14 protein-coding genes, 1 tRNA gene and 2 pseudogenes are annotated in these 13,844 nt (G+C 65.4%); all 17 read right to left on the bottom strand.

Annotated elements, in window-relative coordinates:
- Window positions 1-334: pseudogene (locus EA346_RS08120) on the bottom strand (NADH-quinone oxidoreductase subunit L); the annotation flags it as partial.
- 6 nt (window positions 335-340) lie between these two features.
- Window positions 341-646 (bottom strand): NADH-quinone oxidoreductase subunit NuoK, encoded by a 306-nt coding sequence (gene nuoK, locus EA346_RS08125; RefSeq protein WP_296757384.1) that lies wholly within the window; start codon window positions 644-646, stop codon window positions 341-343.
- An 83-nt stretch (window positions 647-729) separates the two neighbouring features.
- Window positions 730-1,389: an NADH-quinone oxidoreductase subunit J gene (locus tag EA346_RS08130; RefSeq protein WP_296757386.1), complete on the bottom strand. Its 660-nt coding sequence runs from the start codon at window positions 1,387-1,389 to the stop codon at window positions 730-732.
- Window positions 1,390-1,403: 14 nt separating this feature from the next.
- Window positions 1,404-1,892, bottom strand: coding sequence for an NADH-quinone oxidoreductase subunit NuoI (gene nuoI / locus EA346_RS08135; protein ID WP_296757387.1), 489 nt, complete (start codon window positions 1,890-1,892; stop codon window positions 1,404-1,406).
- Between the two features lie 30 nt (window positions 1,893-1,922).
- Complete coding sequence (nuoH, locus tag EA346_RS08140) at window positions 1,923-2,987, bottom strand: NADH-quinone oxidoreductase subunit NuoH (protein ID WP_296757389.1); 1,065 nt, start codon at window positions 2,985-2,987, stop codon at window positions 1,923-1,925.
- Between the two features lie 13 nt (window positions 2,988-3,000).
- Window positions 3,001-5,379 carry an NADH-quinone oxidoreductase subunit NuoG gene (gene nuoG, locus EA346_RS08145; RefSeq protein ID WP_296757390.1) on the bottom strand — a complete coding sequence of 793 codons (2,379 nt, stop codon included), beginning with the start codon at window positions 5,377-5,379 and terminating at the stop codon, window positions 3,001-3,003.
- A gap of 23 nt (window positions 5,380-5,402) precedes the next feature.
- Window positions 5,403-6,683 (bottom strand): NADH-quinone oxidoreductase subunit NuoF, encoded by a 1,281-nt coding sequence (nuoF, locus tag EA346_RS08150; protein ID WP_296757392.1) that lies wholly within the window; start codon window positions 6,681-6,683, stop codon window positions 5,403-5,405.
- 3 nt (window positions 6,684-6,686) lie between these two features.
- A complete protein-coding gene (nuoE, locus tag EA346_RS08155; RefSeq protein WP_296757394.1) occupies window positions 6,687-7,193 on the bottom strand; it encodes an NADH-quinone oxidoreductase subunit NuoE in 507 nt (168 codons plus the stop codon).
- The gene (locus EA346_RS08160) at window positions 7,193-8,446 is read right to left on the bottom strand and encodes an NADH-quinone oxidoreductase subunit D (RefSeq protein WP_296757395.1); all 1,254 of its coding nucleotides are present in this window, start codon (window positions 8,444-8,446) and stop codon (window positions 7,193-7,195) included. The genes nuoE and EA346_RS08160 overlap by 1 nt, the downstream gene beginning before the upstream one ends.
- On the bottom strand, window positions 8,439-9,161 hold the full coding sequence (locus EA346_RS08165) for an NADH-quinone oxidoreductase subunit C (RefSeq protein WP_296757397.1): 723 nt from the start codon (window positions 9,159-9,161) through the stop codon (window positions 8,439-8,441). Before EA346_RS08165 ends, EA346_RS08160 begins: the two co-directional genes overlap by 8 nt.
- A 16-nt stretch (window positions 9,162-9,177) precedes the next feature.
- Entirely contained in the window at window positions 9,178-9,654 is a 477-nt protein-coding gene (locus tag EA346_RS08170) for an NADH-quinone oxidoreductase subunit B family protein (protein ID WP_296748806.1), read from the bottom strand.
- Window positions 9,645-10,001 (bottom strand): NADH-quinone oxidoreductase subunit A, encoded by a 357-nt coding sequence (locus EA346_RS08175; RefSeq protein WP_296757398.1) that lies wholly within the window; start codon window positions 9,999-10,001, stop codon window positions 9,645-9,647. The genes EA346_RS08170 and EA346_RS08175 overlap by 10 nt, the downstream gene beginning before the upstream one ends.
- A gap of 258 nt (window positions 10,002-10,259) precedes the next feature.
- Window positions 10,260-10,344: transfer RNA gene (locus EA346_RS08180), tRNA-Leu, on the bottom strand.
- 157 nt (window positions 10,345-10,501) lie between these two features.
- Window positions 10,502-10,765 (bottom strand): annotated as a pseudogene (gene secG, locus EA346_RS08185) (preprotein translocase subunit SecG); the annotation flags it as partial.
- Complete coding sequence (gene tpiA, locus EA346_RS08190; protein ID WP_296757402.1) at window positions 10,762-11,538, bottom strand: triose-phosphate isomerase; 777 nt, start codon at window positions 11,536-11,538, stop codon at window positions 10,762-10,764. The gene tpiA and the pseudogene secG, both read right to left, overlap by 4 nt.
- 40 nt (window positions 11,539-11,578) lie before the next feature.
- Window positions 11,579-12,949 (bottom strand): phosphoglucosamine mutase, encoded by a 1,371-nt coding sequence (glmM, locus tag EA346_RS08195; RefSeq protein WP_296757403.1) that lies wholly within the window; start codon window positions 12,947-12,949, stop codon window positions 11,579-11,581.
- 3 nt (window positions 12,950-12,952) lie between these two features.
- Entirely contained in the window at window positions 12,953-13,810 is an 858-nt protein-coding gene (gene folP, locus EA346_RS08200) for a dihydropteroate synthase (RefSeq protein ID WP_296757405.1), read from the bottom strand.
- Window positions 13,811-13,844 lie beyond the last annotated feature (34 nt).

The raw sequence follows: 13,844 nt of genomic DNA on the forward strand, positions 1-13,844 counted from the left end.
GATCGTCGGCCATGTAGCCGATGGTGTAGATGTGCACCATCAGCGACACGAAGGTCACGACCAGCATCATCATCGCGGTCAGGTTGTCGACCAGGAAGCCGATCTCGAAGTGCAGCCCGTCGCTCACCATCCAGGTGTAGACGGTCTCGTTGTAGACCGGGGTGCCCCCGAACACGTGGGCATGGAAGACCACGACCGAGAGGAGGAACGAGACCGCAACCCCGAGGATGGTTACGCTGTGCGCGCCCACGCGGCCGATCTGCCGCCCGAACAGACCGGCAACGACCGCACCAAGCAGCGGCGCCAGAACGATGATGAGATATACCGTATCCATGGCGCCCTACCCCTTCATTGCGTCCAGATCCTGGACGTCGATGGTGCTTCGGTTGCGGAACAGCAGCACGAGGATCGCAAGGCCGATGGCGGCCTCGGCCGCGGCAACGGTCAGGATGAAGAACACGAACACCTGGCCCGCGAGATCCTGCAGGAAGAACGAGAACGCGATGAAGTTGATGTTCACCGCGAGCAGCATCAGCTCGATGCACATCAGCAGAACGATCACGTTCTTCCGGTTCAGGAAGATGCCGGCCACGCTGATCGAAAACAGCAGCGCAGCGAGCACCAGGTAGTGCGACAGCGTAATCATGGTTTGGCCCTGAGTTCCCAATGAGGGTCCGGTCGCCCGAATCCCGTCTCCATTACGGACGGCGCTCTGGCCGCCAGGCGTCGTTACTTATTCTTGTCCTGCGAGCTTTCGTCCTGCCGGCTCTTGCTCGGTCGACTCTTGTTCTTCTGCGCATCCCTCGACACCGACTCCATCGACACCAGTCGCACGCGGCCCTCGCGACGCGCCTTGACCTGTGTTGCCGGGTCGACATATTTGGTATCCGGTCGCCGGCGCATCGTCAGCGAGATCGCGGCGATGATCGCCACCAACAGGATCACCGCCGCGATCTCGAACGGGTAGACATACTCGGTGTAGAGGATCGCACCCAGCTCCGCGGTGTTGGAATAGTCGGCAGCGGCCCGCTCCGGGGCCTCCATCGTGATGAACCGGGTGATCACCAAGGTCAGCACCGTGGCCATCGCCGCCGCGACCACCAGGCCGGCCGGCAGAAACTCCGCGAAGCCCTCGCGCAGCCGCGCGATGTTGATGTCCAGCATCATCACCACGAACAGGAACAGCACCATCACCGCGCCGACGTACACCAGCACCAGCACGATGGCCAGGAACTCCGCCTCCAGCAGCAGCCAGATCGCGGCCGCGGTGAAGAAGGCCAGCACCAGGAATAGCGCCGCATGCACCGGGTTGCGCACGCTGATCATCGCCAGCGCCGCACCGAGGAGGATCGCGCCGAAGATGTAGAAAAGGATCAGTTCAAAGGTCATCGTCGGTCCCTGGCTCAGCGGTACATCGCGTCCGCCGAACGGGCGGCCGCGATCTCCTTCTCGTAGCGATCCCCGATCGCGAGCAGCTTATCCTTGGTCATGATCTGCTCACCCCGGTTTTCGAAATGGTATTCGAAGATGTGCGTCTCGACGATCGAGTCCACCGGGCAGGCCTCCTCGCAGAAGCCGCAGAAGATGCACTTGAACAGATCGATGTCGTAGCGGGTGGTCCGCCGGGTCCCGTCGGTCCGCTGCTCGGAATCAATGGTGATCGCCAATGCCGGGCAGACCGCCTCGCACAGCTTGCAGGCGATGCAGCGCTCCTCGCCGTTGGGGTAACGGCGCAGGGCATGCAGGCCACGGAAGCGCGGCGACATCGGTGTCTTCTCCTCCGGATACTGCACGGTGAACTTGCGCGCGAACAGGTAGCGTCCGGTCAGGCGCATGCCCAGCAGGAGTTCCCAGAGCAGGAAGGTCTTGAAGAAGTTGCGGATTGCGGTCATGTCATATTCCTCCGCTGCCCGGGGCGGGGCTCAGGCAAACCATGGACCCACCTTCAGGAAGATCAGCACGCCCAGCACGAACAGCCATACGATGGTGACCGGGATCAGCACCTTCCAGCCCAGCCGCATGATCTGATCGTAGCGATAGCGGGGGAAGGTCGCCCGGAACCACAGGAACAGGAACAGGAAGAAGGCGGTCTTGAGCAGGAACCAGTGGATTCCCGAGTCGAGGAACCAGCCGATCAGCGGCCAGGCGAACACGCTCTCCGGCACGATGCCCTGGAATGGCGAGAGCCAGCCGCCGAAGAACAGCAGCGCGGCAAGCGCCGAGATCAGGATCATGTTCGCGTATTCGGCCAGGAAGAAGACCGCGAAGGCCATGCCCGAATACTCGACGTGAAAACCTGCGACGATCTCCGATTCGCCCTCGGCCACGTCGAAGGGCGCGCGGTTGGTCTCGGCGACGCCGGAGATGAAGTACACCATGAACAGCGGGAACAGTGGCAGCAGGAACCAGTGGTAGATGCTCCCCTCCTGCGCCATGACGATCTGCCCCACGTTCAGGCTGCCCGCCGCCATGATCACGCCCACCAGCGCGAAACCCATCGCGATCTCGTAGGAGACGATCTGCGCGGCCGAGCGCATCGCGCCCAGCAGCGCGTATTTCGAATTGGAGGCCCAGCCGGCAATGATGATGCCGTACACCCCCAGCGAGGTCAGGGCCAGCAGGTAGAGCAGGCCCGCGTTGATGTCCGCCAGAACCATGCCGTCGTCAAAGGGAATCACCGCCCAGGCCGCCAGCGCCGGTGCGATCGCGAGGACCGGCGCGCTCAGGAACAGGAAACGGTTGGCGTTGGTGGGGACGATGACCTCCTTGGTCAACAGCTTCACCGCATCCGCGATCGGCTGCAGCCAGCCGCGAGGACCCACCCGGTTCGGCCCGATGCGGACCTGGATGTAGCCAATCACCTTGCGTTCCGCGTAGGTCGTGTAGGCGACCGCGAGCATCAGAGGCACGACGATCAGGGTGATCTTGAACAGGATCTGCATCACCACCGGCAGGCTGTAGAAGCTTTCCATGAGCCATTCAAACATGAGTCGTTCCTTGTCAGGCCCGGGCGAGGGTCACGGTGGTTCCCGGGGCGCCGAGACTTGCCAGCGCCGGGGCGCCCGCGACGGTTACCGCAATCCCGACCGGGATCGCCGCATCGAGCACCAGGGTCAGTTCTGCGTCGGCGCCGCCCTGCCGGATCCGCACCCGGGCACCATCCGCATGCGTGCCGGCAGACTGCGGATTCACGTAGACCGCATCGGCACGCAGGCCTTCGGACGAGGTCTGCAGGGGCCCGGCGCGACGCACCAGGGGATCACTGGAATACAGACCGCGCACCTGCATGCGGACCAGGCCGTCCGGCACTGCGGGGACCTCGACGTGCGCAAGGCGCAGGTCGATCTGGGTGCTGAACGGATCCCCCGGAAGTTCCTGCTTCAGTTCGTCACGCACGGCCCGGGAATCCATGTAGTCCATCCCGCGGACGTTCAGCAGGTTACCCAGTACGCGCCAGACCTTCCAGCCGGGACGCACCTCGCCGGGGGCGGTGGCCACGGCCCGAAAGCTCTGCCAGCGGCCCTCGGCATTGACCAGGGTGCCGGAGGTCTCGAAACCGGTCGCTACCGGAAGCAGCACGTCGGCCACCGCCTCGAGATCCGGGCCGGCGAAGGCAGCCAGCGCCACGACCATGCCGGCAGCGTCGAGCGCGCGCCGCGCCGCCGGCGGGTCGGCAAAGTCGCGTTCCGGATCGATCCCGGCGAGGACGAAGACGTCACGCCCCTCCTCGAGCATGGCCCGGACATTGGCCCCGGCCGTGGTCGAGGCTCCGCCGACGCCGCGGTGGGGTATGCAGCCGGCAAGCCAGGCACCGGAGGCATTCGCGCCGGGGGCCAGGTAGCCGAGCCGGGCCCCGGTGCTGCGCGCGATCCAGCCCGCCAGCGCTCGCAGCGTCGAAAAGGCAGGCCCCGTGATCGCCTCGGCGCCGAGCAGCAGGTGGGCCTGGTGCCCCTCGGTCAGGGCGGTGGCGATCCGTCGCTGGGCCTCGAGGGTGTCGTCGTCGTCCGTGGCCGCGGCAGCCACCACCTCGGCAAGTATCCTGGGCAGTTTCTTGCCCGACTTCGCGAGCTGTCCGGCGATGCCGGCAAGACCCAGCACAAGGCTGCGCGTGTCGCCCAGCAGTTGCGCCTCGGTGGAGTAGGTCAGGTCCAGCGCATGGGTGGAGACGACACTGACCCGCGCACCCTTCAAACCCGCCTTGCGCAGTCGATGGGCGAGCATGGGCTGCTCGCGACGCGGATTGCAGCCGACCAGCAGTACCGCGTCCGCGCGCTCCAGATCCTCGATGCTGCTGCCGAGCCAGGGAAACAGCGGTGCCCCGGCATCATCACTGAAGTCCAGCTGCTCCAGCCGATGGTCGATGTCGGTGACGCCGAGCCCGCGCAGGGTCTTCTGCGCCAGGTAGAGTTCCTCGAGCATCAGCGAAGGGGACAGCAGGGTGCCGATCCGTTCCGGTGCCGTGGTCCGCAGGCCCTCGGCAACGAAGGCAAGCGCCTCTTCCCAGGTGGCGTCCTTCCAGGTGCCGTCGCGCTTGATGCGCGGACGGGTCAGGCGGTCCTCCGCGTACAGCCCGGTGTAGCTGAAGCGGTCGCGGTCGGAGATCCAGGTCTCGTTGACCGCCTCGTTTTCCCGCGGCACCACCCGCATCACCCGGCCGTTGTGCGTATGCACGAAGACGTTCGAACCGACACCGTCGTGCGGAGCGACGGTCGGCGCCTGGTGGTATTCCCAGGCCCGCGCCCGGTAGCGTGAGGGCTTCGCGGTGAGAGCACCCACCGGACACAGGTCAATGACGTTGCCGGACAGCTCGTGGCTCACGGTGTGTTCGACGTAGGTGCCGATGCGCATGTGCTCGCCACGGCCGGTGGCGCCCAGTTCGCGCACACCTGCGATCTCCTCGCCAAAGCGAACACAGCGGGTGCAGTGGATGCAGCGGGTCATCTCGGTCTCGATCAGCGGCCCGATGTCCCTGTCCTTGACCACGCGCTTGGCCTCGGTGTAGCGGGACACGCTCTCGCCGTACCCCATCGCGACGTCCTGCAGCTCGCACTCCCCGCCCTGATCGCAGATCGGGCAGTCGAGCGGATGATTGATCAGCAGGAACTCCATCGTGCTCTTCTGGGCCGCGATCGCCAGCGGCGAGCGGGTGTGGACCTTCATGCCCTCCATCACCGGCGTGGCACAGGCCGGCAGCGGCTTCGGCGCCTTCTCCACCTCGACCAGGCACATGCGGCAGTTTGCAGCGACCGACAGCTTCTTGTGATAGCAGAAGCGCGGGATGCGGATGTTCGCCTCGTCGGCGACGTCGATCAGCATCGTGCCCTTCGGCGCGTGCAGCGTGCGTCCGTCGATCTCAAGCGTGACCAGGTCCTGGCTCATAGAGGTTTCCTGCACCGGGGCAGTCAGGCGGCCTGGGCCACCGGACTCCTGCCGTGCTGAATGTAGTGTTCGAATTCGTGGCGGTAATGCCTGATGAAGCTGCGCACCGGCATCGCTGCGGCATCGCCCAGCGCACAGATGGTGCGGCCCTCGATCTTGCTCGCGACGTCGTCGAGCCGTTCCAGGTCCTCGGGGCGGCCGCTGCCTTCGACGATGCGGGTCAGCATCCGGTAGAGCCAGCCCGTGCCCTCGCGACAGGGGGTGCACTGGCCGCAGGATTCGGAGAAATAGAACCGGGAGATGCGCTGCAGCACCCGCACCATGTCGGTGGTTTCGTCCATCACGATCACCGCACCGGAGCCCAGCATCGAGCCTGCCTTCGCGATCGAATCGTAGTCCATGTTGGCCTGCATCATGATGTCACCGGGCACGACCGGAACCGAGGACCCACCCGGGATGACCGCCTTGAGCCGACGTCCGTCGAGCACGCCGCCGGCAAGTTCCAGAAGATCCCTGAACGGCATCCCGAGCGGCACTTCGAAATTGCCGGGCTTGTTCACGTGCCCGGAGACCGAGAACAGCTTCTCGCCCCCGGATTTCGGCACCCCGAGGGCCGCGAACCACTCGCCGCCATTGCGGATGATGGACGGGATCGAGGCCAGGGACTCGGTGTTGTTGATGGTCGTCGGCCGGCCGTAGAGGCCGAAGTTGGCCGGGAAAGGCGGCTTGAACCGCGGCTGACCCTTCTTGCCTTCGAGGGACTCCAGCAGCGCGGTTTCCTCGCCGCAGATGTAGGCACCGGCGCCCAGCGAGGGATGAAGATCGAAGTCGACGCCCGAACCGAGGATGTCCTTGCCCAGGAAGCCGGCCTCGTAGGCCTCCTTCAGCGCGGTGGTGAAGCGCGTGTTCACCTCGTCCATGAACTCGCCGCGCATGTAGTTGTAACCGACCGTGGCACCGATCGCGTATCCCGCAATGGCCATGCCCTCGACCAGCGCATGCGGGTTGAAGCGCAGGATGTCCCGGTCCTTGCAGGTACCCGGCTCCGATTCGTCGGAGTTGCAGACGATGTATTTCTGCCCCGGGGTGTTGCGCGGCATGAAGCTCCATTTCAGCCCGGTGGGGAAACCGGCACCGCCCCGTCCGCGCAGGTTGGATTTCTTGACCTCCTCGATCACCTCCTCGGCCGGCATCCTTCCGCCGAAGACCTTCTTCAGCGCCTCGTACCCGCCAATGCTTTGATAGGTCTCCAGCGACCATGGGTTCTCGAGATCGCGGGTGGCGAAGCAGATCTGGTTGGCCATGGCTCAGGACTCCAGCTTGGAGAGGATCTCGTCCACCCGTTCGGGCGTCAGATTCTCGTGGTACACGTGATCGACCTGCATCATTGGCGCGCCACAGCAGGCCGCCAGACACTCTTCCTCGCGCTTCAGGTAGAACTTCCCGTCCGGAGTGGATTCGCCGAGCCGGATGCCGAGCTTGTTCTCGATGTGCTCGATGATGCGGTCGCCCCCGCGCAGCATGCAGGAGACATTGTCGCAGACGGCGATCGTGTGCCGCCCCACGGGCTTCAGTTCGTACATCGAATAGAACGATGCGGCCTCGTAGACCTCCATCGGCGGGATGCGAAGATACGCCGCCACCGCATCCATCATCGGCGTACTCAGGTAGCCCTCCTCGTGCTGCACCGCGCGCAGGGCGCCGAGCACCGCCGAACGGCGCTGATTCTCGGGATAGCGGGCCAGCCAGGCGTCGATCTCCTCGCGGGCATGATCGCTGAGTACGGCTTCGGTCTGGTTCTTCTGCGCGGACATTAGCGGTCCACCTCCCCGAACACGATGTCCTGCGTCCCGATGATCGCGACGACGTCCGCGAGCATGTGGCCCCGCGCCATCTCGTCCAGCGCCGACATGTGCGCGAACCCCGCCGCCCGCACCTTCAGGCGATAGGGCTTGTTCGCACCGTCGGAGACCAGGTACACGCCAAACTCGCCCTTCGGGTGCTCCACGGCCGCGTAGACCTCGCCCTCGGGCAGACAGAACCCCTCCGTGAACAGCTTGAAGTGATGGATCAGGGCCTCCATGTCGGCCTTCATCTCCTCGCGCCGCGGCGGCGAGAACTTGTAGTTCTCGAGCAGCACCGGGCCGGGATTGGCGCGCAACCACTCGACGCATTGCCGGATGATGCGGTTGGACTGGCGCATCTCTTCGATGCGCACCAGGTAGCGGTCGTAGCAGTCGCCGTTCACGCCCACCGGGATGTCGAAGTCCAGGCGGTCGTAGACCTCGTAGGGCTGCTTCCTGCGCAGATCCCACTCCACCCCGGAACCGCGCAGCATCGGCCCGGTCAGCCCCAGCTGCTTGGCCCGCTCGGGGGTGACCACCCCGATGTCGACGGTACGCTGTTTCCAGATCCGGTTGTCGGTCAGCAGGGTCTCGTACTCATCCACGCAGCCCGGGAACCGCTCGGTAAAGGACTCGATGAAGTCGAGCATCGAACCCTGACGGTTCTCGTTCAGGGCATCCACCTCGGCCTGGGTCTTCCAGCGCGAGGCGCTGAACTTCGGCATCGCGTCGGGGAGATCCCGCGCCACCCCGCCCGGGCGGTAGTAGGTCGCGTGCAACCGCGCGCCGCTGACCGCCTCGTAGCAGTCCATCAGGTCCTCCCGCTCGCGGAAGGCGTAGAGGAAGACCGTCATCGCGCCGATGTCGAGCGCATGCGCGCCCAGCCACAGCAGGTGGTTCAGGACGCGGGTGATCTCGTCGAACATCACGCGGATGTACTGCGCGCGCAGCGGCGGCTCGATCTGCAGCAGCTTTTCCATCGCCAGCACGTAGCCGTGTTCGTTGGCCATCATCGACACGTAGTCGAGCCGATCCATGTAGCCGATGGACTGGTTGTAAGGCTTGCTCTCGGCCAGTTTCTCGGTGCCGCGATGGAGCAGGCCGATGTGCGGGTCGGCGCGCTGGATCACCTCGCCGTCCATCTCCAGCACCAGGCGCAGCACGCCATGCGCGGAGGGGTGCTGTGGACCGAAGTTCAGGGTGAAGTTGCGGATCTCAGGCATCGTGGTCCTCTCCGGCCGGCTCGCCGTCAGCGTAGCGATGATCGTCACGGATCACCTTGGGCACCAGTACCCGCGGCTCGATCGTCACCGGCTGGTAGATCACCCGCTGCTGCTCCGGGTCGTAGCGCATCTCGACATGGCCGATCAGCGGGAAGTCCTTGCGGAAAGGATGCCCGACGAAGCCGTAGTCGGTCAGGATGCGGCGCAGATCGGGGTGCCCGGAGAAGAGGATTCCGAACAGGTCGAAGGCCTCGCGCTCGAACCAGTTCGCCCCGGCCCAGACCTCGGTCACGGACTCGATCTCCGGAAACTCGTCGTCGGGCAGCCATGCGCGCACGCGCAGGCGACGGTTGTGCGTCACCGAGAGGAGGTGCATGACCACGGCGAAGCGGGGACTGTCGCGTTCGATCTCGTCGGGCGCGTCGTCGAAGGTGAAGCGCCCGGAGGTCGCGGCCGTCACCCCGCGGCCGAAGCCCTGCGTCGATGCCGCCTCGGTGGACCACTCGGTGCGACCGTATTCCAGGTAGTCGACGCCGCACAGGTCCACCATCATGTCGAAGCCCAGTTCCGGATGATCGCGCAGGCGCTCGGCCACCGCCTTCCATTCCGCGGCGGGGACCTCGATCGTCACCTCGCCCAGCCGCACCTGCAGCAATTGCAGCTGCTGTTCGAACTCCGCCTGCAGGACATCGACCCAGTTCTCGCTTTCGGACATCGGTAACCCCGGCAGCTCAGCGTGCAATGGTGTTGGTGCGGCGGATCTTGTTCTGCAACTGGATGATCCCGTAGAGCAGGGCCTCCGCAGTCGGCGGGCAACCCGGCACATAGATGTCGACCGGGACGATGCGGTCGCAGCCGCGGACGACGGCATAGGAGTAGTGGTAGTAACCGCCCCCGTTGGCGCAGGAACCCATCGAGATCACCCAGCGGGGCTCGGCCATCTGGTCGTAGACCTTGCGCAGCGCCGGCGCCATCTTGTTGACCAGCGTGCCGGCCACGATCATCACGTCCGACTGGCGCGGGCTGGGCCGGAACACGATACCGAAGCGATCCAGGTCATAGCGCGCCGCGCCGGCGTGCATCATCTCCACCGCACAGCAGGCCAGACCGAAGGTCATCGGCCACAACGACCCGGTGCGGGCCCAGTTGATCAGCTTGTCGGCGGAAGTGGTGACGAAACCCTTCTCGAGAACGCCTTCTATTCCCATTCCAGGGCCCCCTTCTTCCATTCGTAGATGAAACCGACCACCAGGATGATCAGAAAGAGCGCCATCGCCAGCAGGCCGAACAGCCCGATGCTGTCCAGGGCAACCGCCCAGGGAAACAGGAACGCGATCTCGAGATCGAAGATGATGAACAGGATCGCGACGAGGTAGAAACGGACGTCGAATTTCAGGCGGGAGTCTTCGAAGGCCTCGAAGCCGCACTCGTAGGGGGAATTCTTCGCTGCGTCGGGTTTGCTCGGTCCGACCGCCATGCCCAGTGCGAGGGGCACGATACCCGCCACGGCGCCGACGACCAGGAAGATGAGTATGGGCAGGTAACCTTCCAGCATTCCTTTTCTCCCGAACGCCGCCAGGCGATGGCAGGTTCTTGGTGCGGACCGCCTTGAGACGCGGCACGCAAACTCGTGTGCTGGGTGAGATCTGGTGCAACAGGCAACCGGACCCGGCGCCATCACTCCCACCGGGCTGGGAGTCTAGGGTAAGCCCGGAAACAGTGTCAAGTTCTCTTAATATCGTAACCTATTGATATACTTGAATTAGTTTTATTTTTCGACAGCCGGTCTTGCGACACGGCGACCGCGCCGGAATGGTGCAGATGGTGGGACTCGAACCCACACGGCTTTCGCCACTACCCCCTCAAGATAGCGTGTCTACCAATTCCACCACATCTGCGTGCACTGTCCTGAGGCGGCTTCGCCGCCCCGCCCCGCCCGGGGCCGAGAACGAAGCCGAGGGCAGGAGATTACTCGGGTATGTCGCCCGGACGACCCGGCAACGGGTCGATGGGAAGGGATTCGTCGAGCACCCGCTCCTGGCGGGCCTCTTCCTGCATCTGATCGATCAGGCTGCGCGCCTCCGGCGCCGATGCGGCGAGGTAGGCGAGCGAGAGGCTGTTCACGAAGAATACCACCGCCAGGACAGCGGTGGCGCGGCTCAGGAAATTGGCCGAGCCTCGCGCGCCGAAGACCGTGGCCGAAGCCCCGCTGCCGAAGGCGGCACCGGCATCCGCTCCCTTGCCGTGCTGCATCAGCACCAGCGCGATCAGGGCAACAGCCACCGCCACCTGCACGACGAGCAGGATGCCATAAATCATACGTTGCCCTGCGCTTGCACCGCGGCAGCTGCGTTGACGATACCAATGAAGGAATCGGCGTCCAGCGAGGCACCGCCGATGAGTCCGCCGTCGATGTCCGGCAGGGAGAACAGCCCCGGTGCGTTGTCGGCCTTGACGCTGCCACCGTAGAGAATCCGAAGTCCGTCCGCGACTCTGGGATCGCGGCCCGCGACCCGGGCGCGAATGAAGGCGTGCACCTCGGCCGCTTGCTCCGGGCTCGCAGTCAAGCCGGTACCGATGGCCCATACAGGCTCGTAGGCGACGACCGCACGGTCGAAGGCCGCCACACCTGCCGCGTCCAGCACCGCATCGAGCTGTTCCGCCACCACCGCCTCGGTCCGCCCCGCCTCGCGATCGTCCAGTTGCTCGCCGACGCAAAGGATCGGGACGAGACCGGCCGACTGGGCCGCGATGAACTTGCGTGCAACCCAGGCGCTGTCTTCCTGCTGCCGGGCGCGACGCTCGGAGTGACCGACGATCACATACTCGCAGCCCAGCTCCTTCAGCATGTCCGCCGCGATCTCGCCCGTGAAGGCGCCCGCCGTCTCGTCGGAGCAGTCCTGTCCCCCGACGGAGATCGGCTTGCCCTGCAGCTGCGACACGACATCCGGCAGATAGACCGCGGGCGGGCACACGGCCACCGCCACGGCGTCACTGCCGTGAATGGCGCCGCTGAGCGCGGACAGAAGTTCTCGGTTCGCTGCCAGCGAGCCGTTCATCTTCCAGTTCCCTGCGACCAGTGCCTTACGCATGCAATCAACCTTGCTGAAGTATTCAATGAGGCGCGCGATGTTACCGGCGCGGTGCCTGCAAATCAACCTGGGCGACCGCGAGAGCCTCGCGGATCGCTGCGGCGATGCGCTGGGCGGCCGCCTCGATACGTACCGCGTCGTCACCCTCCACCATCACCCGGACCAGTGGCTCGGTGCCCGAGGGTCGCAGCAGCACCCGCCCGTTGCGGGCAAGTTCCGCAGAGACCTGTTCCACCATGGCCTTGATTGACGGTTTCTCCAGCACCCGGGCGGCGGAGCCCTCGACGGGCACGTTGATCAGGATCTGTGGATATTTCTTCACCGCCTGGCGCAGGACCGACAGCGGCTTGCCGGTGCGGTGCATCAGGTGCGCCACGCGCAGCGCCGCGACCGTACCGTCACCGGTCGTGGTGTGGCTCAGGCAGACGATGTGGCCGGAGCCCTCGCCACCGAGGTGCCAACCGTTGCGGCGCAGTTCCTCGAGCACGTAACGGTCACCCACCCGCGCACGCACGAAGGGGATACCGGCCGCGCCCAGGGCCATCTCAAGACCCAGATTGCTCATCTGCGTCCCGACCACACCCCCGGAAAAACCGCCGTCGGTGTGCTCGGACAGGGCCAGGATTCCAAGGATCTCATCGCCATCGACGACCTCGCCCTGCTCGTCGACCAGGATCACGCGGTCCCCGTCACCGTCGAGCGCAATACCGAGATGCGCGCCCACGGCGAGCACTCGCAGGCGCAGTTGCTCGGGATACAGCGCCCCGCAGTCGGCATTGATGTTGTAGCCGTCGGGACTGGCACCGATGGTCTCCACGTCCGCACCGAGTTCGTCGAAGACCTGCGGCGTGACGTTGTAGGTGGCTCCGTGCGCGCAGTCGATCACCAGCCGCAGGCCGCGGAGCTCGGAGCGCGCGGGAACCGCGCTCTTGCAGAACTCGATGTAGCGCCCGGCAGCATCGCGGATCCGCTCGGCCTTGCCGAGCCGGTGCGAATCCAGCGCGCCCATGGGGTGCTCCAGGTGGGCCTCGATCGCCTCCTCCATGGCATCCGGCAGCTTGTCGCCCTCGGGCGTGAAGAACTTGAAGCCATTGTCCTGGTAGGGGTTGTGCGACGCGCTGATCACCACGCCCGCCGCCGCCCGAAAAGTCCGGGTCAGGTAGGCGATCGCCGGGGTCGGCATCGGTCCCAGCAGCGCGATATCGACGCCCGCTGCCGACAGACCGGCCTCCATGGCGGATTCGAACATGTAGCCGGACACCCGCGTGTCCTTGCCGATCAGCACGGGACCCGAGCTTTCTTGACCCAGAACCGTGCCGACGGCGTAGCCGAGCCGCAGTGCAAACTCCGGCGTCATCGGCCACTCGCCTGTGCGACCACGAATTCCGTCGGTCCCGAAATACTTGCCCATCGGTCAGATCTCCCCTGTTTCCTGTTCACCCAGTGCCGCCAGAATCGCCAGCGCATCGGCGGTCTCCCGCACGTCGTGCACGCGCAGGATACGGGCACCCGCGCGCGCCGCCAGCATCGCTGCCGTGACGCTACCCATCAATCGATCCGTTACCAGCCTGTCCCCCAGCAGGGACCCGATCATGGACTTGCGGGACACTCCGACCAGCACCGGGTAACCAATGGCCACCAGTGTCGACAGCCCGCGAAACAACGCTATGTTGTGCTCCAGCGTCTTGCCAAACCCGAAGCCCGGATCGAGCACGATGCGCTCCTGCGCCACCCCGCGTGCCAGCAGCGCTTCGGCCTGTCCGGACAGAAACGCAACGACTTCGGCGACGACATCGCGGTACTGCGGTCGTTCCTGCATCGAGCGTGGCGTGCCCTGCATGTGCATCAGGCACACCGCGGCACCGCTCGCGGCGGCCACATCCATCGCGCCCGGAGCCCGAAGACCGTTGACGTCGTTGATCATGCCTGCCCCGGCCGCCACGGCCGCGCGCATCACCTCGGGCTTGCTCGTGTCGATGGACACCGGCACGTTCAGTTCCGTGCGCACCGCAGCGATCACCGGGATCACCCGCTCGAGCTCCGCATCCAGGGGTACGGATTCTGCGCCCGGACGGGTGGATTCGCCGCCCACATCGATGATGTCGGCCCCGTCGGCAACCAGCCTGCGTGCGTGCCCGATGGCGCTCTCCCGTCCGGCAAAGCGGCCGCCATCGGAAAAGGAGTCCGGCGTGACGTTCAAAACGCCCATGATCAGGGGGCGATCCAGCGGCAACCGATGTCCGGCAAAATCCAGGGGCAGGCGTTCGAGCATGCCGGGATGGTAATGGATTTACAAAAAAAAGGGG

Origin of the sequence: Thioalkalivibrio sp., from assembly GCF_007692535.1 — a bacterium.
Classification (GTDB): Bacteria; Pseudomonadota; Gammaproteobacteria; order Ectothiorhodospirales; family Ectothiorhodospiraceae; genus Thioalkalivibrio.

What these genes read in the sequence shown, in the direction of transcription:
- nuoK (WP_296757384.1), bottom strand. Translation starts at nt 646, where the DNA reads ATGATTACGCTGTCGCACTACCTGGTGCTCGCTGCGCTGCTGTTTTCG.
- EA346_RS08130 (WP_296757386.1), bottom strand. Translation starts at nt 1,389, where the DNA reads ATGACCTTTGAACTGATCCTTTTCTACATCTTCGGCGCGATCCTCCTC.
- nuoI (WP_296757387.1), bottom strand. Translation starts at nt 1,892, where the DNA reads ATGACCGCAATCCGCAACTTCTTCAAGACCTTCCTGCTCTGGGAACTC.
- nuoH (WP_296757389.1), bottom strand. Translation starts at nt 2,987, where the DNA reads ATGTTTGAATGGCTCATGGAAAGCTTCTACAGCCTGCCGGTGGTGATG.
- nuoG (WP_296757390.1), bottom strand. Translation starts at nt 5,379, where the DNA reads ATGAGCCAGGACCTGGTCACGCTTGAGATCGACGGACGCACGCTGCAC.
- nuoF (WP_296757392.1), bottom strand. Translation starts at nt 6,683, where the DNA reads ATGGCCAACCAGATCTGCTTCGCCACCCGCGATCTCGAGAACCCATGG.
- nuoE (WP_296757394.1), bottom strand. Translation starts at nt 7,193, where the DNA reads ATGTCCGCGCAGAAGAACCAGACCGAAGCCGTACTCAGCGATCATGCC.
- EA346_RS08160 (WP_296757395.1), bottom strand. Translation starts at nt 8,446, where the DNA reads ATGCCTGAGATCCGCAACTTCACCCTGAACTTCGGTCCACAGCACCCC.
- EA346_RS08165 (WP_296757397.1), bottom strand. Translation starts at nt 9,161, where the DNA reads ATGTCCGAAAGCGAGAACTGGGTCGATGTCCTGCAGGCGGAGTTCGAA.
- EA346_RS08170 (WP_296748806.1), bottom strand. Translation starts at nt 9,654, where the DNA reads ATGGGAATAGAAGGCGTTCTCGAGAAGGGTTTCGTCACCACTTCCGCC.
- EA346_RS08175 (WP_296757398.1), bottom strand. Translation starts at nt 10,001, where the DNA reads ATGCTGGAAGGTTACCTGCCCATACTCATCTTCCTGGTCGTCGGCGCC.
- tpiA (WP_296757402.1), bottom strand. Translation starts at nt 11,538, where the DNA reads ATGCGTAAGGCACTGGTCGCAGGGAACTGGAAGATGAACGGCTCGCTG.
- glmM (WP_296757403.1), bottom strand. Translation starts at nt 12,949, where the DNA reads ATGGGCAAGTATTTCGGGACCGACGGAATTCGTGGTCGCACAGGCGAG.
- folP (WP_296757405.1), bottom strand. Translation starts at nt 13,810, where the DNA reads ATGCTCGAACGCCTGCCCCTGGATTTTGCCGGACATCGGTTGCCGCTG.